17 protein-coding genes are annotated in these 16,540 nt (G+C 63.3%); 8 read left to right on the top strand and 9 right to left on the bottom strand.

Annotated elements, in window-relative coordinates; all coding sequences use genetic code 11:
* A partial coding sequence (locus I8N66_RS29785; protein WP_365888083.1) for an MFS transporter occupies positions 1-437 on the bottom strand: 437 nt, incomplete at its 3' end.
* 238 nt (positions 438-675) lie between these two features.
* On the opposite strand from I8N66_RS29785, the gene I8N66_RS29780 reads away from it, so the two are divergent.
* Complete coding sequence (locus I8N66_RS29780) at positions 676-2,187, top strand: winged helix-turn-helix domain-containing tetratricopeptide repeat protein (RefSeq protein WP_291161765.1); 1,512 nt, start codon at positions 676-678, stop codon at positions 2,185-2,187.
* An 83-nt stretch (positions 2,188-2,270) separates the two neighbouring features.
* Here I8N66_RS29780 and rpmE read toward each other — a convergent pair whose 3' ends face one another.
* Positions 2,271-2,492, bottom strand: coding sequence for a 50S ribosomal protein L31 (gene rpmE / locus I8N66_RS29775; RefSeq protein ID WP_034806140.1), 222 nt, complete (start codon positions 2,490-2,492; stop codon positions 2,271-2,273).
* Between the two features lie 206 nt (positions 2,493-2,698).
* On the opposite strand from rpmE, the gene I8N66_RS29770 reads away from it, so the two are divergent.
* Both I8N66_RS29770 and I8N66_RS29765 read left to right on the top strand, forming a co-directional pair.
* Positions 2,699-4,501, top strand: a complete 1,803-nt coding sequence (locus tag I8N66_RS29770; RefSeq protein WP_291161761.1) for an ABC transporter transmembrane domain-containing protein — start codon at positions 2,699-2,701, stop codon at positions 4,499-4,501.
* A gap of 238 nt (positions 4,502-4,739) precedes the next feature.
* The gene (locus tag I8N66_RS29765) at positions 4,740-5,732 is read left to right on the top strand and encodes a tripartite tricarboxylate transporter substrate binding protein (RefSeq protein ID WP_291161759.1); all 993 of its coding nucleotides are present in this window, start codon (positions 4,740-4,742) and stop codon (positions 5,730-5,732) included.
* Between the two features lie 138 nt (positions 5,733-5,870).
* Here I8N66_RS29765 and I8N66_RS29760 read toward each other — a convergent pair whose 3' ends face one another.
* The 6 genes from I8N66_RS29760 to I8N66_RS29735 all read right to left on the bottom strand — a co-directional run bounded on the left by I8N66_RS29760 (position 5,871) and on the right by I8N66_RS29735 (position 12,988).
* The gene (locus I8N66_RS29760) at positions 5,871-7,517 is read right to left on the bottom strand and encodes an FAD-binding dehydrogenase (protein ID WP_113540874.1); all 1,647 of its coding nucleotides are present in this window, start codon (positions 7,515-7,517) and stop codon (positions 5,871-5,873) included.
* A 155-nt stretch (positions 7,518-7,672) separates the two neighbouring features.
* Entirely contained in the window at positions 7,673-8,704 is a 1,032-nt protein-coding gene (locus tag I8N66_RS29755; RefSeq protein WP_113540873.1) for a peptidoglycan -binding protein, read from the bottom strand.
* Positions 8,705-8,707: 3 nt separating this feature from the next.
* On the bottom strand, positions 8,708-9,808 hold the full coding sequence (locus I8N66_RS29750) for a flagellar motor protein MotA (protein ID WP_113540872.1): 1,101 nt from the start codon (positions 9,806-9,808) through the stop codon (positions 8,708-8,710).
* Between the two features lie 256 nt (positions 9,809-10,064).
* Complete coding sequence (locus tag I8N66_RS29745) at positions 10,065-10,865, bottom strand: inositol monophosphatase family protein (protein ID WP_113540871.1); 801 nt, start codon at positions 10,863-10,865, stop codon at positions 10,065-10,067.
* 314 nt (positions 10,866-11,179) lie between these two features.
* Positions 11,180-12,331 (bottom strand): tetratricopeptide repeat protein, encoded by a 1,152-nt coding sequence (locus I8N66_RS29740; RefSeq protein WP_113540870.1) that lies wholly within the window; start codon positions 12,329-12,331, stop codon positions 11,180-11,182.
* A 9-nt stretch (positions 12,332-12,340) separates the two neighbouring features.
* Positions 12,341-12,988 carry a thiamine phosphate synthase gene (locus I8N66_RS29735; protein ID WP_291161755.1) on the bottom strand — a complete coding sequence of 216 codons (648 nt, stop codon included), beginning with the start codon at positions 12,986-12,988 and terminating at the stop codon, positions 12,341-12,343.
* A gap of 107 nt (positions 12,989-13,095) precedes the next feature.
* Between I8N66_RS29735 and I8N66_RS29730 the strand changes: the two genes are divergently transcribed.
* Positions 13,096-13,875, top strand: coding sequence for a sulfite exporter TauE/SafE family protein (locus I8N66_RS29730; RefSeq protein ID WP_291161753.1), 780 nt, complete (start codon positions 13,096-13,098; stop codon positions 13,873-13,875).
* A gap of 101 nt (positions 13,876-13,976) precedes the next feature.
* The gene (locus I8N66_RS29725) at positions 13,977-14,237 is read left to right on the top strand and encodes a metalloregulator ArsR/SmtB family transcription factor (RefSeq protein ID WP_291161751.1); all 261 of its coding nucleotides are present in this window, start codon (positions 13,977-13,979) and stop codon (positions 14,235-14,237) included.
* A 163-nt stretch (positions 14,238-14,400) separates the two neighbouring features.
* Here the strand turns inward: I8N66_RS29725 and I8N66_RS29720 are convergent, their stop codons facing one another.
* Positions 14,401-14,574, bottom strand: coding sequence for a DUF465 domain-containing protein (locus I8N66_RS29720; protein ID WP_113540867.1), 174 nt, complete (start codon positions 14,572-14,574; stop codon positions 14,401-14,403).
* Between the two features lie 213 nt (positions 14,575-14,787).
* Between I8N66_RS29720 and I8N66_RS29715 the strand changes: the two genes are divergently transcribed.
* The 3 genes from I8N66_RS29715 to I8N66_RS29705 form a co-directional block, all read left to right on the top strand.
* The gene (locus tag I8N66_RS29715) at positions 14,788-14,991 is read left to right on the top strand and encodes a DUF465 domain-containing protein (RefSeq protein ID WP_057254651.1); all 204 of its coding nucleotides are present in this window, start codon (positions 14,788-14,790) and stop codon (positions 14,989-14,991) included.
* A gap of 53 nt (positions 14,992-15,044) precedes the next feature.
* The gene (gene purE, locus I8N66_RS29710) at positions 15,045-15,509 is read left to right on the top strand and encodes a 5-(carboxyamino)imidazole ribonucleotide mutase (RefSeq protein WP_291161767.1); all 465 of its coding nucleotides are present in this window, start codon (positions 15,045-15,047) and stop codon (positions 15,507-15,509) included.
* The coding region (locus I8N66_RS29705) for a 5-(carboxyamino)imidazole ribonucleotide synthase (protein ID WP_291161749.1) at positions 15,506-16,540 on the top strand (1,035 nt) is incomplete at its 3' end. The genes purE and I8N66_RS29705, both read left to right, overlap by 4 nt.

Below are 16,540 nucleotides of genomic sequence, written 5' to 3'. Positions count from 1 at the left end.
GTGATCAGCCAGGTTTCGCTGATCACCGAAAGCGGATTGGCAAAGAAGCCGAGCAGGAAACGCAGCGGCATCCAGGCCCAGAGGTCCTGCGTCCAGGCGATGGCGATCAGGATGAGCGCGGCGCACATCGAGCACAGGATGGCAAGCCACGCCGCCCCCAGGCGCCGAACCAGCACCGGAATGAGAGGCGCGGAAACGATGAAACCCAGCGGCGTCATTGCCACCGACAGGCCGATCAGTCCCGGCGTCGTTCCCTGCCGCTCCAGGATGAAGCTGAGCAGCGGATAGGTCAGCCCCTGGGCGACCGCGAACACCGTGACGGTCGCGATCGTGCCGGCGATCCCCGCCCACAGGATCGGCTGTTCCTGCGACAAGGTTATGTCGCGCAACGGACGGCGCACCGTTGCGACAGACGGAGACTGTTGATCCGTATTCATTCCGGCAGCCGCCCCATGCCGGCAAGATACGTTTGGCGACCTCGATCTCGACCTGCCGCCCTGCGCAGGGCAACTGACGGCACCGCCTGCTGTCGGTCTACAGGAATAGGGATGTGGTTCATGGCAGCCTCCAAAGTCGGCCCGAAAGACCGATGAATTCTGCAGGACACGAACCCGACCGTAATTAAGCGCCTCCAAAAAGTTCTCAAAAACGTCCAAACGCACTATAGATGCGCCCATGCAGGTAACGCGCTTCGCCTTTGGTCCCTTTGTGCTTGATCCGGGTGCGGGAACGCTTCTCCGAGGCGAGGATCCAGTTGCCATCGGCTATCGCGGATTGAGATTGCTTGCAGCACTCGTCGGACGCGCCGGTGAGATCCTGGGCAAGGCCGACCTGATGGATGCCGCGTGGCCGGGAACGGCTGTCGAGGAAGGCAATCTCACCGTCCAGATCGCGCAGCTCCGAAAGCTGCTTGGCCCCGCTGCTGATGGTGGCGAGTGGATATCGACGGTCCCACGTGTCGGCTACCGCTTCACCGGAAACACGAGGCAGCTCGGTGCGGCAAAGCGACACCCGCTCTCCCTTCCGGACAAACCGTCGATCGCCGTTCTGCCCTTCGTCAACGTCAGCAAGGATCCCGAGCAGGAGCCCTTCGCGGACGGGCTGACCGAAGATCTGATCACCGACCTTTCCCGGATCCCCGGCCTGTTCGTCATCGCGCGCAATTCGTCCTTTGCCTACAAGGGCAAGGCGGTGGACGTGCGCACGATCGCGAATGATCTCGGCGTGCGTTACCTGTTGGAGGGCAGCGCCAGGCGTGCTGCCGGACGCGTGCGCATCAATGCGCAACTGGTTGACGCGCAGAACGGCGAGCAACTCTGGGCGGAACGTTTCGATCGCAGCCTGGAAGACGTTTTTGCCGTTCAGGACGAGGTCACGGCGAGGATCGTGGAAGCGCTGCTCGGGCATCTGCGTCCACAGCCGCGCCCCCGCAAGCGGCCCAACAACTTTGAGGCCTATGATCTGTGCGCGCGCGCCCGCAGGCTGATGGACGATACGCCGCAGGCAGCCCAGGAAGCACACCTGATGCTGACCCGTGCGGTTTCGCTCGAACCCGATTATGCCGAAGCCTACCGCTGGCTGGCGATGAACCACTGGATGGGAAAGGTGCATGCCGGCGGACCGACACAGGAGGCCCGCAGCGCTGCCCTGAAGCTGGCGCGCAAAGCTGTAGCGATCGACCCGGGCGATGCCGGCAGCCGATGGATCCTGGCCTATCTTCTCGCCTACGAGCAGAGCTTTGAGGAAGCGGATACGGAATTCGCCAAGGCGATCGAACTCGATCCGAACGAGGCGGACGCGTGGGCGGCATTGTCCGACATCGACGTTCTCGCAGGGCGGATCGAAGAGGGCCTCGCCCATATTCGCAAGGCGTTCCGGCTGAACCCTTTCCCAGCAAGCTGGTACTATCTGGCGCTCGGTCAGGCGCAATATGCCGCCGGCGACTATGCAGCCGCGATCGAGACGCTGCGGGGCGACGAGACCTATCGCACGAGTTCACGCCGGTTTCTTGCGGCAAGCCTCGCCCAACTCGGCCGCCTCGAGGAGGCGCGCACGGAGGTGGACCTGTTTCTCGTCACCAACCCGGATTTCACGATCCGCCACTGGGCCGCGACCGAACCGTTCCGTGACGACGCTGTGCTTGCGCATTTCGTCGATGGCCTTCGCAAGGCGGGTCTTCCCGAGTAACGGCAGGCGCTCCGACCTGTCGATCGGCCAACAAAAAGCCCAGCGCAATGGCCGGGCTTTGAGAATGCCGAAGAGGCGTTCGATTAGAGGCCGAGGCCTTCGAAGCGCTTCTTGAACTTGGAGACGCGGCCGCCGCGGTCCATGAGCTGCTGGTTGCCGCCCGTCCAAGCCGGGTGCGACTTCGGGTCGATTTCCAGGTTCATGGTGGCGCCTTCAGAACCCCAGGTCGAGCGGGTTTCATATTCGGTGCCGTCAGTCATGACTACCTTGATGACGTGGTAATCGGGATGGATGTCTGCCTTCATAACGATCTTCCTAGAGTTCCAGGGTCCAATTGTCGCAAGGCATTGCGACTTCGAGACCGAACACGTAAATGAAGCCGCGGACCGCCTGAAGGCCACGGCTTCCCAATTCGATGCCGTGCCTATACATCAAGGTCTGCGGGATAACAAGTGCCGCGCGGAAGACTCATGGGCAAACCCTTTCCTCCGTGGTTGGCGAAAGGGGTCAAGTGTCAAAACGAGAAATCCAGGCGCCGGCGCGCAAATCCATCCGCCCTCTCGCCACGCTTCTGCCGTATCTCGCCCGTTACCGGCATCTGGTTATCGGCGCAGGCGTTTCGCTGATCCTCGCCGCGGTGACGACGCTAGCGCTGCCGCTCGCCGTCAGGCGCATGGTCGACAACGGCTTCTCCAGTCCCGATAGCGGTTTCATCAACACCTACTTCTCGATGCTGATGATGCTCGCCATCGTGCTCGCCCTGGCGAGTGCGGCGCGCTACTACTTCGTCATCACGCTCGGCGAGCGCATCGTTGCCGACCTTCGGCGCAACGTCTTCGACCGCGTCACCCGGCTTTCTGCCTCCTTCTTCGACGTCAATCAGTCCGGCGAGATCGTCTCGCGGCTGACGGCCGACACGACCCAGGTCAAGTCTGCGGTCGGGGCCACCGCCTCGGTGGCGCTGCGCAACCTGATCCTGTGTCTCGGCGCCATCGGCATGATGGTCTACACCAGCCCGAAGCTTTCGAGCCTGGTGCTGATCGCCATCCCGATCATCGTCTTCCCCCTCGTCGGCTTCGGCCGCTCCGTCCGTCGCCGCTCGCGTGAGGCACAGGATACGCTTGCCACCGCATCGGCCTATGCCGGGGAGGCGATCGCGGCATCCCGCACCGTGCAGGCCTTCAATGGCGAAGCGCTCGCCAACAACCACTTCAGCGCCGCCGTCGAGGATGCCTATGGGGCTGCGCGCGCCGCCATCAAGGCGCGCTCGGTGCTGACCGCCTTCGCCATCACCATGGTCTTCGGCAGCGTCGTCGCGGTGCTCTGGTTCGGGGCGCATGATGTGCTGTCGGGCAACCTTTCCGCCGGCACCCTCGGCCAGTTCCTGCTCTATTCGGTTTTTGCCGCAGGCAGCCTCGGCTCGCTCTCGGAAGTCTGGGGCGAGCTTTCGCAGGCCGCCGGCGCCGCCGAGCGGCTCAACGAACTGTTGACTGAGGTTCCCGAGATCCAGGCGCCGGCAAACCCCGTTGCCATGCCTGTACCAGCTTCCGGCGCCATCTCCTTCGACGAAGTCTACTTCGCCTACCCGGCGCGACCCGACTACAAGAGCCTGAACGGCCTCAGCTTTGCGATCAAACCGGGCGAGACCGTCGCGATCGTCGGTCCTTCCGGCGCCGGCAAGAGCACGGTCTTCTCCATGCTGCTGCGCTTCTACGATCCTGCCAAGGGCGCGGTGACGGTCGATGGGCTCGATGTTCGAACCGTCGATCCGAAGGAGCTGCGCGACCGGCTGGCGATCGTGCCGCAGGATGTCACCATCTTCGCGTCGTCCGTCCACGACAACATCGCCTTCGGCATGCCCGGCGCGACGCGGGAGGCGGTGCGCGCCGCAGCCGCGGCTGCCCAGGCTGACGAGTTCATCAACCGCCTCGATAATGGCTACGACACGCGCGTCGGCGAACGCGGCATCACGCTGTCGGGCGGCCAGCGCCAGCGCATCGCCATTGCCCGCGCGATCCTGAAGAACGCGCCGATCCTGCTTCTCGATGAGGCCACTTCGGCGCTCGATGCCGAAAGCGAGACGCTGGTGCAGAAGGCCCTCGATGGCCTGCTGCGCGAGCGCACCACCGTGATCATCGCCCACCGGCTGGCGACCGTGCTGAAGGCCGATCGCATCCTGGTCATGGATCACGGCCGGATCGTCGAGGAAGGAACACACGTCTCCCTCATCCGCCAGGGCGGCCTCTACGCCAAGCTCGCGCGGCTGCAGTTCAACCATGGCGCCGAGGCGCTGTTCGTCACGACGCAGAGCTAAGCCGCCTGAGGCGGTTCGGACACCGCCCATTTCGATTTTACACCAGACGGTTGTCCGCCGACGGCCGCGCCCTATAGTTATGGGGCCGGCCTGCGGCGCCGCGCGTGCGTTCGGACGCGCCAAGGTTGCTGCAACTCACTGAACGGCTACATGATTTCGCCCCTGAACCGATCTCGATTTAGGGTGTCATGCAGCGCGGGCCGGTTTGCTGTTTGCTGAACAAGTGGGAGGAACACGCATGGCATTTTCGGACCTGACCCGGCGCGCAACCCTGACGCTGGGCCTGGTGGCGCTATCGGCGCTGCCCCTTGGCACCTCGGCCCTGGCCCAGGGGTTCCCGGACCGACCGATAACGATGGTCGTTCCCTTCGCCGCCGGCGGCTCGACCGACGTGGTCGCGCGCATCGTCGCACAGAAAATGTCGGAAGACCTCGGCGAACAGGTGATCGTCCAGAACGTCGCCGGCGCCGGTGGCAATCTCGGGGCGGCCAATGTCGCGCGCGCCGATCCGGATGGCTACACGATCCTGATGGGGACCGTCGCCACCCACGCACTCAACCCGCTGATCCTCAAGACCAAACCCTACGATCCGGAGAAGGACTTCGCGCCGATCTCGCTGCTGGTCGTCGTGCCCAACGTGCTGGTCGTCAATCCCGAGCTTCCCGCCAAGAATGTCGAGGAACTGCTGGCACTGCTCAAGGCCAAGCCCGACGAATACAGCTACGCGTCCTCCGGCAACGGCACGCCGCTGCATCTCTCCGGCGAACTGTTCAAGAAGATGGCTGGCGTCAGCATGCAGCATATCCCCTACAAGGGCGCCGGCCCGGCACTGAACGACGTCATCGGCAACCAGGTGCCGATCATGTTCGACAACCTCCCCTCCTCCTCCGGCCACATCAAGGCGGGAACGCTACGGGCGCTGGCCGTCACCACGGCGGAACGCGCGCCCTCCTTCCCCGATGTGCCGACCGTTGCCGAAGCCGGCATCCCGGGCTACGAGACCTACACTTGGAACGCGCTCTTTGCCCCGGCGAACACGCCGCAGCCGGTGGTCGCTCGCCTCAACGAGGCGGCAAACAGGGCCATGAAGGATCCCGCCGTGATCGAACGCATGAAGGAATTCAGCGCCAAGATCGTCGGCTCGACGCCTGAGGAGCTCGGCACCCATGTAAGTGCGGAACTCGCGAAGTGGACGCCGGTCGTGCGCGACGCGAATGTGCAGATGGATTGATCGACAGGCATTTTATTTGACTTCGCGAATGCGGCCCTCATCCCAGCGGTGAGGGAAGCGAAGCGCTCTCATCCGGCTGCCGCCACCTTCTCCCCGCAATGCGGGGAGAAGGTGAGGTACCTTTCGAAGAGCGGCCAATCATGCCCCCGCTGCACCCCGCCCCGCCATCCGGCCGGAGAAGATGCAGCCACCGAGGAAGGTGCCTTCGAGCGCATTGTAGCCATGCATGCCGCCGCCGCCGAAACCGGCGACCTCGCCGGCGGCATAGAGGCCCGGGACCGGCTCGCCGGATTGTTCGAGCACCTGGCCCGAGAGGTTGGTCTGCAGGCCGCCGAGCGTTTTGCGCGTCAGGATATGCAGGCGAACGGCGATCAGCGGCCCGGCGTTCGCATCGAGCAACCGGTGCGGCTTGGCCGTGCGCAGCAGCCGATCGCCGCGATAGGCACGGGCACCGCGGATCGCGGTGACCTGCGCATCCTTGGAGAACGGGTTGGTGATTTCGCGGTCGCGCGCCTCGATCTGCTGGCGAAGATGGTCGAGCGAGAGCCGGTTCTCGCCCGTCAGCGCGTTCATCGCCGGCACCAGGTCTTCAAGCCGGTCGCGGACGATGAAATCCTCGCCCCTGTCCATGAAAGCCTGGACCGGCCCGGGCGGGTTCTTGCCGAGCCGTTTCAGGAGCAACGCGATGCTCTTGCCGGTCAGATCCGGGTTCTGTTCCGAGCCGGAGAGCGCGAATTCCTTCTTGATGATCGCCCGCGTCAGGATGAACCAGCTGTAGTCGTGACCGCTGTCGCGGATCGCCTGCAATGTGCCGAGCGTATCGAAGCCGGGCATCGCAGGGGCGGAAAAACGATTGCCATCGGCGTCGCACCAGAAGGACGATGGGCCGGGCAAGATGCGGATGCCGTGTTCCGGCCAGATCGGATCGAAGTTTCGAACCCCCTCGGTATAGTGCCACATGCGATCCGAGTTGATGACCGAGCCGCGTGCGCGACTGGCGATCTCCAGCATGCGCCCGTCGACGTGATGCGGCACGCCCGAGACCATGGTTGCCGGCGGTTGACCGAGCCGCTTGCGCGGCCAGTTGCGGCGAACGAGATCATGGTTGCCGCCGATACCGCCCGAGGTGACGATGACAGCCCCTGCCGAAATCTCGAAATCGCCGTCGACGTCGCGGGAACTGCGCTCGCCGCGCCCGACCGGATCTTCCTTCAGCAGCGCACCGCGGGCACCCGTCACCTTTCCATCGGTGGTGACGAGCTCATCGACCCGATGGCGAAACCGGAAGCGCACGAGACCGCGGCTTTCCGCCTCTCGCGTCAAGCGCACGAAGGGTTCGAGCACCGCCGGCCCGGTGCCCCAAGTGACGTGGAAGCGCGGCACCGAGTTGCCGTGACCATGGGCAAGCCCGCCGCCGCGTTCGGCCCAGCCAACGACGGGGAACCAGCGCATGCCGAGGGAATGCAGCCAGCGACGCTTTTCGCCGGCGGCAAAGTCGAGATAGGCTTCCGCCCAAAGCCGCGGCCAATGGTCTTCGGGACGGTCGAACTGAGACGACCCCATCCAGTCCTGCAAGGCAAGCTCCCGCGTGTCGCGGATGCCCATGCGTCGCTGCTCGGGACTATCGACGAAGAACAGACCACCCAGCGACCAGAACGCCTGACCGCCAAGGTTCTGTTCGCCTTCCTGATCGAGAACGATGACCCGGCGGCCAACGGCAGCCGCCTCCGAGGCGGCGACGAGGCCGGCAAGGCCTGCGCCGACGACCAACACATCGCAATCCATGAAATGCCCTCCCCTGCATCCCCAGACAGCGCCGCGCATCTATTCGGACGAGCAAGAACTGCCGCCACCCATGAACGGCTGCTGAAACTGTTACGCGTACGTCAAGGTCAATTCAAGAGTCGGGCGTTGACCGCCGCATGTTTCGGAAGCGCGTCCTATTTTTCGGTCAGCTTGAGCTCGATACGGCGGTTCTGGGCCCGGGCCTCCGGGGTTTCGCCCGGTGCAATCGGCTGGTATTCGCCGAAGCCGGCTGCCACCAGACGATCAGCAGGGACCCCCTTCGAGATCAGGAACTTCACCACCGACGTCGCGCGCGCCGAAGAAAGCTCCCAGTTGTCGGCATAACGGCCGGTTCCAGAGAGCTGGACGTTGTCGGTGTGGCCATCGACGCGCAGCACCCAGTTGATCTCGGCCGGGATTTCCTTGGCAAGATCAAGCAGTGCCGAGGCGAGTTTCGCCATTTCTGTCTGCCCGTCGGGATTGAGATCGCTGCCACCGGACGGGAACAGCACTTCCGACTGGAACACGAAGCGGTCGCCGACAATGCGGATGTTTTCGCGATCGGAGAGAATTTCCCTCAGGCGTCCGAAGAAATCGGAGCGGTAACGGTTGAGTTCCTGTACCCGCTGGGCAAGCGCCACGTTCAGGCGACGGCCGAGGTCGGCGATCTTCGTCTGCGATGCCTGGTCCTTCGCTTCCGATGCCTGAAGCGCGACCTCGATAGCGGCGATCTGGTTGCGCAGCGCCGCGATCTGCTGGTTCAGAAGCTCGATCTGGCTCATCGCCCGGGCGCTGACATCACGCTCGTTCTCGAGCTCGGTGCCGAGCCGTCCGATCTTCTGGTTGGCCGCGTCGCTGCTGCCGGCGCCCTGGTCGAGCAGCGCCTGGAGCCGTGAACGTTCGCCTTCCGACTGGGAAAGCGATGCCTGGAGATTGGCCAGCGAATCCTCGAGATCCTGCTTGCCGCTTTTCTCGAGCGCCAGGAGCTGGGTGAGTTCGTTGATCTGGCTGTTCAGTCGGGTCAGCACCTCATCCTTGCCGCTGATTTCGCGGCTCAGCAGAAACTGCCCGAGAACGAAGACGGTGAGCAGGAACATGATCGAAAGCAGGAGCGTCGATAGCGCATCGACGAAACCCGGCCAATAATCGATCGTGCGCTGCGAGCGGCCTTTACGGGCGAGCGCCATGGATTACTCTCCTCCGGTCTCGTCCAACTGTCCGACCTTGGCCGGCACAGACGACCTCTCGCTGGTGACGGCGATGCGATCGCCGCCGATGCGGGACGACAATTTGTCGAGCGTCCTGCGCATCGCCTTGGCCTCTTCCTGCTGCGCTTCGATCCAGTCCCGGAGCATCTGCTGCTCGCCACGCATGTTTTTCACCAGCCCTTGGATGCCTTCGGCAAGGCTTGCCATGGCGGCAGTCGTTCGCTGGCTCGAGCCGCCCTCCTGATTGAGACGTACCAGCTGATCGGTGAGCTTCTTCAGCTCCTCCACCGGGGCACCCGAAGGCGCATCGAGCGACGGCGTCAGCTCGGAACCGACATCGGTGACGGAGGAAAGCCAGTTTTCAAGCTCGGTGTAAAAACGATTCTGCGCACGGCCGGCCTGCAGGTCGAGGAAGCCGAGGATCAGCGAGCCGGAAAGACCAAAGAGCGACGTCGAGAATGCCGTACCCATGCCGGTGAGCGGCGCCGAGAGGCCGCTCTTCAATGCCGCCAGAATGTCCTCGGTGGTTCCTGAACCTGCATCCAGCGATTGGATGACCGTGTTGATCGAACCGATGGTGCCCAAGAGACCCCAGAAGGTACCGAGCAGGCCGAGAAACACGAGAAGGCCGGTCAGGTAGCGCGAGATATCGCGGGATTCATCGAGGCGGGTCGCAATCGAATCCAGAATGGAGCGCAACGCCGTCGTCGAGATCGCCGTCTGGCGGGCGCCGATCAGCGCCCGCATCGGTGCCAAAAGCACCGGGTCGCGGCCCACCTTGTCGGCGCTGCCGGCGGCGCGGAAAGAGTTGAACCAACGCACTTCGGGGCGCAAGCCCAGCACATGGTTGAAGACGAGCAGGATGCCGATCAAGAGCACCCCGAGGATCAAGCCATTGAGGCCGGGGTTGGCCAGAAAGGCGTTGTGTGCCTGCCGAAAGAGGATTGCGCCCACGAAACCGACGATGATCAGGAAGACCACCATGATCCAGAAATAGTGCATGGGGCTCGAAAGCTTGTGCGGATTATAGCCTTCTTCCACGCCTTCCCGACCGTTCCACCCGGACAGATGCAGTTGCGTCATGGGTATAAGTATCTCCCGGTTTTTACTTGACGGAACGGCGCCGCGCCGGCCCGGAGCCTACTGCATAATTCCCGAAACCGAAATCGATTCAAGGATGAAATTCAGCCGTTTCTCAAAGTGAGGCAACGGCTGCGACCGCCTTAGATAGGCACAGGCATGTGGCGCTGTCGTGTTGCCTCATTCCGGATCAACCGGAAAAACAAGGCCTCCGACGCGGGTGAGCGCCGGAGGCCGAGCACAGGAATGGGATCGCTGCTTACTTCGTCGGGACCGGACGGTGCACGACGTCCTTGAGCGCCTTGGTGATGTATTCGTTGCCGCAAACGATCGAGCCATCTTCGACCGGCTTGGCGCCACCGTTGATGTCGGTCGTCCAGCCGCCAGCCTCGCGGATCAGCAGCACGCCGGCAGCAATATCCCAGGCGGCGAGGTCGCGCTCCCAGTAACCGTCGTAGCGGCCGGCTGCGACATAGGCGAGATCGAGCGAGGCGGCGCCCATACGGCGGATGCCTGCGACTTCACCCATCACGTGGCGCAGTTCGATGAGGTACTTGCCGTGGTTGCCGCGGCCGAGATGCGGCGTGCCGGTCGCGATCACGGCATCGGAAAGGTGCTTGCGCGCGGCGACGCGCAGACGGCGGTCGTTGAGGAACGCGCCGCCACCACGCTCGGCGGTGTAGAGTTCATCCGTCGCCGGGTTGAAGACAACGGCGCCGACGATTTCGCCCTGACGCTCGAGCGCGATCGAAACGGCGAAATGCGGGATGCCGTGCAGGAAGTTGGTGGTGCCGTCGAGCGGATCGACGATCCAGCGATGCGCGCCATCGGTGCCGATGATCTCTTCGCCTTCCTCGCCGAGGAAGCCGTAGGTCGGGCGTGCCTTCAGGAGTTCTTCGCGGATGAGCTTCTCGGCCTTGCGGTCGGCCTGCGAAACATAGTCGCCCGGTCCCTTGAGCGAGACCTGCAGGTTCTGGACTTCGCCGAAATCGCGGGCCAACGACTTGCCGGCCTTGAAGGCGGCCTGAACCATGACATTGAGAAGAGCTGAACGGGCCATCTGGCGATCCCTTGAAAACGAAGGCCGATCGAGCGCACTCGATCGGACGTTGAACCTGCTTGACGGAACATGGGCCGCATCGCCGGCCCACTGCAATTCCTTCGATCGGATACGATCCAAGGACTGAGGGCAAGCTGCAGATTGAGCTCCGTCGTCAAAAAACCGAGTGAATTCTCACTCCGCTCGCCGTCGCCGCAAACAGTCGCGGCGCCACGAGCAAAACCGCGGCCTCAGAACCACAAATGGCCCACAAATTCAAGCGAAATAGCGTTTCGGCCAAAGGCTGCGGCCGATTCCGCTGCAACCGGGGCCGTTCAGCTCCGGCGAAACTTGTTGGCGGCGCTGAGCGCCTGCTTCTGCTGTTCTTCGTTGAGGCCGAGATAGAAGTCTTCGAGCGCATCGTCCTTGAGACCGGCGCGGCGCGAAAGCACATACCATTTCGCCGCCTCGACCGGATTGGGCCTTGTGCCGATGGCATTGACATAGAGATGCGAAAGCCGGTTCTGCGCAACCACGTTGCCGCCCTCGGCGGCCCGCTTCATCCAGCCAAAGCCGTCTTCCAGGTTCCTGTCTCCGGCAATGCCCTCGATCATCCAGATCGCAATGTCGAGCTGCGCAGTGTCGAAGCCCGCCCGCGCCGCGCGGATCAGCCACTCGCGCGCCCGTGCCCGCTTGCTTTCCTCGATGCCGTCGACATTGACCAGGATCTGCGACAACGCATATTGCGCGTCCGCGATGCCCTGTTCGGCCGACTTTTCATAATAGGGCATCGCCAGCTTCAGCCCCTTGGGTCCGGGATTGTCGGCGACGAGCGTCTGGCCGTAGTTGAATTGCGCCGAGCCATTGCCGAGATCGGCCGACTTCTTCATCAGCTCTTCGGACTTCTTCCGGTCGCGCTTGACGTAACGGCCTTCCATCAGGATCAGCGCGTATTTGAACATCGCGGCGGGATCGCCTTTTTCCGCGGCCTGGCCGTACCAGAAGGCGGCCTGCTGGGGATTGCGCACGACGCCCAGGCCCTGCTGCAGGATCTCGGCGATCAGCGTCTGTGCCGCCGGGTCGCCGAGCTGCGCCCGCGGCAGCGCCAGGTCCATCGCGGTCAGGTAATAGCCACGCTGGAACGCGCCATAGGCGTCGTCCACCTTGCCGGTAAAGGGCTTTTCCGCAGGCAATGCCGGCAATTCGGCACCCATGCGATCGAAAACACCGACGCCGGAAGATGGGACAGTACCATCGGCAGGCTTCTTGCCGGGACCACCAGCCGACTTGTCATCTTTGTTGCCGGTCGGCGTCGCGCCCTCCGGCATCGCCGCCCCGTTGAAGGGCGTAATGCGACCACGCTTTTCGACGCCGGCGTCCTCGCCACCACCCTTCTGCTCCTGCGCATGCGCCGGCAGCGCCAGGGCGACCGCCATGGCAACAAGGGAAAGACCTCGACTCAATCGGGAAGGCAGACGGCTCAACATCGAAACGTCTTAATCTTCAAACCGTGGCGCTTTTTCGTCAAGAAGTGCGTTGACCGCAGCAACGACCGAAGGCGCCTGTCCCGGTTCGCCGAAGACAGCAAGACGAAGCGCCACGAACTCAGCCCCCGTCTCCGCGACAGCCAGTGCCGATTCCGGGTCCGTGCCACCCATGACGATGCAGGGGATCTCGATCATCGAGGCCCACCACTCCGCCAGCGCCAGGTTCTTCGAATGCGCCTCCGGTTTGATGTCGCCATCGGTCTTGCCGAAGAACACGTAGTCGGGGCGCACCTCGCCGATCTCAAGCGCATGGTGACGATCAGCCGCGTTGCCCCCGCCGACGATCAGCTTCGGCGTGTGTTTCTCGACCGCATCACCAAGCGCTTCCGCATTGCCGGCAATGTGAAGGCCGTCGGCCTTGGCACGGCCGGCGACGCGAGAGTCGCCCTCGATGAGCGCAGCGGCACCAGCCTCCTGGATGACCGGAACAAGGTGCTCGGCATGTTTCTGGAACTCGGAATCGTCCAGCCCGTATTGCGGAACGATCACCGAGGCGACGTCACCGCCCTTCAGCGCATCGGCAAGCACCTTCGCGCGTTCGGCCGCATCGGGCATATCGGGCGCGATCAGCACCAGGCGGCAACGTTCTGTTGTCATATCAAGACATCCATTTCCGGCTGCATCCGCCAGGGTGGCGAAACCAGCGCTCGATTTCATTTGGGAAAACCGATAGACGGAGACTGCAAAAGGATCAACCGCCACCCATGCTTCCTGATCTCGACTTCTATCTTATCGCCATTCCGGCAGTTCTGCTCGTTGGCCTCAGCAAGGGCGGCATGGGGGAAGCGCTGTCGCTGATGGGCGTCCCGATCCTGTCGATGGCGGTGTCCCCCGTCCAGGCGGCCGCCCTTCTTCTCCCGATCCTGATCGCCATGGACCTCGTTTCGCTCTGGATGTGGCGCAAACATGGCGATCGCACCACGCTCTTCATGCTGCTGCCCGGCGCCATCGCCGGCATCGTCATCGGCTGGGCGACCTCGGCCTATGTTTCGCGTGACCTCCTTCGCCTCATCATCGGCCTGATCACCGTGCTCTTCGTGCTCCGATACGTCTACAATGTCTGGCGCATGCGCCTTGGCATCACGATCGCGCCGAAGAAGCAGCGGGCCGGGCCGGCGACACTCTGGGGCTCCTTTGCCGGTTATGGCAGCTTCGTCGCGCACGCCGGCGGCCCGCCTTTCCAGATCTACGCGCTGCCGCTGCAACTCGATCCGCGCGAATATACCGGCACCATCGTGCGCTTCTTTGCGATCCTGAATGCGGTGAAGCTCATCCCCTATTTCGCGCTCGGGCAACTGGATCTCAGCAACCTGAAAATCTCGGCGACGCTCTTTCCGCTCGCCATCGTCGCAACCATGTGCGGCGCCTGGATCGTTCGCCGCATGAAGCCGCAGATCTTCTACCCCTTCATGTATACCATGGCCTTCCTTGCGGGATCGAAACTGCTCTGGGACGGTATCAACAGCCTCGCTGCCGGCGGCTGAGGCGCGGCCCAAAGTATTACGGAAATATTGCAAAGCAAAATTAGCATTTCGCATCGCACAAATTTCTTGCTGCTTCGCAAGATTTCGCCTAACGTCCGCCCATGACGATCGCGGACCCTTTCGATGCCATTGCGGACCCGAACCGGCGCCACCTGCTGGAGGAACTGCGGCGCGCGCCAAAGACGGTGAACGAACTGGCGGAGGGTCTGCCGATCAGCCGCCCGGCCGTATCGCAGCACCTGAAGGCCTTGCTGGATAGCAATCGGGTCTCGGTTTCGGCAAGCGGCACCCGGCGCATCTACGCGATCAACAGGCCCGGTTTCGACCGCCTCAATCTCTGGCTCGACCAGTTCTGGTCCTGAGCCCGGAAGCCGCGAACGCGCGGCGTCCAAAAAAACAGACCGGGCTCCAAGCCCGGTCCAGCATTCCGTATCTTCCGTCGTGGGGGATTGGTTCTAAACCTTGTCGCGCCTACTCAGAGGGGAGATGGCGCTTCCCGATAGTTCTGGGAAATACCGTTGATAATCAGTGAGTTGAGGAGCGAAGCCTTTCGATTTCGTCCTTGATGCGCAGCTTCCTTCGCTTGATGTCAGAGATCAGTTCGTCTTCCACCGACGGCTGATTCAGTGCCGCATGGAGCTCCTGCTCCAGGACGCCATGTTTTTTCTCAAGCGTTGCAAGATGAGCCTCAACAGTCATTTGGCAGTCCCTTCCTTTTGCTTGCATCCCGCATGCAAATGCCGGATGTTCCATGGTTGTAACCTTACTACTGTGCCACGCCATTTTTCATTTGTCGAAGGCGAAATGATGACGACGGATAACTTCCCGTTACCGCCCAAGATGTGATAGAGCGGCGGATGAAATTCCGGTTCGAGGAGGACTTCGCAACCGGGCTGATGGGGATCGCTTTGCATGCCGGACCAGGACCAGGCCGAACTCAGACTGACCGCCGCACGGCTGAGGCAGGAACATGAAGACTACGACGCTGCCATTAATGCCATGATCGAGACCGGCTGCGACGCGCTGAGGATCCAGCGCATGAAGAAGAAGAAGCTGGCGATCAAGGACAAGATCAGCAAGATCGAAGACCAGATCATCCCCGACATCATCGCCTGAACCGGAACAGGATAGACGTGATCGACACCACGACCCCACCCGTCGCCATCATCATGGGAAGCCAGTCGGACTGGGAGACGATGAAGAACGCCGCCGATACGCTCGACGCGCTCGACATTCCCTATGAGGCCCGCATCGTTTCCGCCCATCGCACCCCCGATCGGCTCGTCAACTTCGCCAAGGGCGCGCGCGACGAGGGCTTCAAGGTGATTATCGCCGGGGCCGGCGGCGCAGCCCATCTGCCGGGCATGTGCGCCTCGATGACGCCGCTGCCGGTCTTCGGCGTGCCGGTGCAGTCGAAGGCGCTTTCCGGGCAGGACAGCCTGCTCTCGATCGTCCAGATGCCGGCCGGCATTCCCGTCGGCACGCTCGCGATCGGCCGCGCCGGCGCCGTGAATGCCGCGCTGCTTGCCGCAGCCGTGCTCGCGCTCAGCGACGACGATCTCGCCGACAGGCTTGACGACTGGCGTGAGCAGCAGACGATTTCGGTCGCCGAATACCCGGTGGACGACGCATGACCACCATCGGCATTATCGGCGGCGGTCAGCTCGGCCGCATGCTGGCAATGGCAGCTGCCCGATTGAACTTCCGCACCGTCATCCTCGAGCCGCAGGTTGACTGTCCGGCGGCACAGGTGGCGAACGAGCAGATCGTCGCGGCCTATGACGACGAAGCCGCTCTCGGTCAGCTCGCCGCCGTCAGCGATATCATCACCTACGAATTCGAGAATGTGCCGGTCGCGGCTGCCGAACGGCTCGCCGCGAAACGCCCCGTCTTCCCGCCGCCGAAAGCGCTGGAAGTGGCCCAGGATCGCCTCGTCGAAAAGCGCTTCATCAATGACTGCGGCATTGCAACGGCGCGCTTTCATGCTGTCGACAGCCAGGCAGACCTGGAGGCGGCCCTTGCCGACTTCGGCGGGACCGGCGTGCTCAAGACCTGCCGCCTCGGCTACGACGGCAAGGGACAGCGCGTCTTCCGCTCCTCCGATGACAGTCCGGCCGGAGCCTTCGCCGCGCTCGGCGGCGTCCCGCTGATCCTCGAGAGCTTCGTGCCCTTCGAGCGCGAGATCTCGATCATCGCCGCCCGCTCGACCGATGGCACGGTCGCCTGCTTCGATCCGGCCGAGAACGTGCATCGCAACGGCATCCTTCACACCTCGACGGTGCCGGCGGCAGTCGGCGACGCAACGGCGGACGCGGCCCGCAAGGCCGCCAAAGCGATCCTCGATGCACTTGGCTATGTCGGCGTCATCGGCGTCGAGTTCTTCGTGCTCTCGGACGGCAGCCTGATCGCCAACGAGATGGCGCCGCGCGTGCACAATTCCGGACATTGGACGGAGGCGGCCTGCGTCGTCTCGCAGTTCGAGCAGCATATCCGTGCCGTCTCGGGTCTGCCGCTCGGCAATCCGCGCCGCCACTCCGACTGCGTCATGCAGAACCTGATCGGCGACGACCTCAACGATGTTCCGGCATGGCTTGCCAAGGACGATGTCCTGGCAGGTCCATCATCATCGACATGCGTGTCTCAAAGTACCCTTTGGAATTCGGGG

The sequence above is a fragment of the Ensifer sp. SSB1 genome (genome assembly GCF_016652895.1).
Lineage (GTDB): Bacteria > Pseudomonadota > Alphaproteobacteria > Rhizobiales > Rhizobiaceae > Ensifer.
The sequence above is the reverse complement of the archived record's forward strand: the minus strand, read 5'-3'. Positions and strand labels throughout refer to the sequence as shown.

Coding starts and splice junctions, on each gene's coding strand:
- I8N66_RS29725 (WP_291161751.1), top strand. CDS start 13,977: ATGACGATCGCGGACCCTTTCGATGCCATTGCGGACCCGAACCGGCGC.
- purE (WP_291161767.1), top strand. CDS start 15,045: ATGGGAAGCCAGTCGGACTGGGAGACGATGAAGAACGCCGCCGATACG.
- I8N66_RS29730 (WP_291161753.1), top strand. CDS start 13,096: ATGCTTCCTGATCTCGACTTCTATCTTATCGCCATTCCGGCAGTTCTG.
- I8N66_RS29745 (WP_113540871.1), bottom strand. CDS start 10,865: ATGGCCCGTTCAGCTCTTCTCAATGTCATGGTTCAGGCCGCCTTCAAG.
- I8N66_RS29765 (WP_291161759.1), top strand. CDS start 4,740: ATGGCATTTTCGGACCTGACCCGGCGCGCAACCCTGACGCTGGGCCTG.
- I8N66_RS29740 (WP_113540870.1), bottom strand. CDS start 12,331: ATGTTGAGCCGTCTGCCTTCCCGATTGAGTCGAGGTCTTTCCCTTGTT.
- I8N66_RS29755 (WP_113540873.1), bottom strand. CDS start 8,704: ATGGCGCTCGCCCGTAAAGGCCGCTCGCAGCGCACGATCGATTATTGG.
- I8N66_RS29720 (WP_113540867.1), bottom strand. CDS start 14,574: ATGACTGTTGAGGCTCATCTTGCAACGCTTGAGAAAAAACATGGCGTC.
- I8N66_RS29780 (WP_291161765.1), top strand. CDS start 676: ATGCAGGTAACGCGCTTCGCCTTTGGTCCCTTTGTGCTTGATCCGGGT.
- I8N66_RS29715 (WP_057254651.1), top strand. CDS start 14,788: ATGCCGGACCAGGACCAGGCCGAACTCAGACTGACCGCCGCACGGCTG.
- I8N66_RS29735 (WP_291161755.1), bottom strand. CDS start 12,988: ATGACAACAGAACGTTGCCGCCTGGTGCTGATCGCGCCCGATATGCCC.
- I8N66_RS29750 (WP_113540872.1), bottom strand. CDS start 9,808: ATGACGCAACTGCATCTGTCCGGGTGGAACGGTCGGGAAGGCGTGGAA.
- I8N66_RS29760 (WP_113540874.1), bottom strand. CDS start 7,517: ATGGATTGCGATGTGTTGGTCGTCGGCGCAGGCCTTGCCGGCCTCGTC.
- rpmE (WP_034806140.1), bottom strand. CDS start 2,492: ATGAAGGCAGACATCCATCCCGATTACCACGTCATCAAGGTAGTCATG.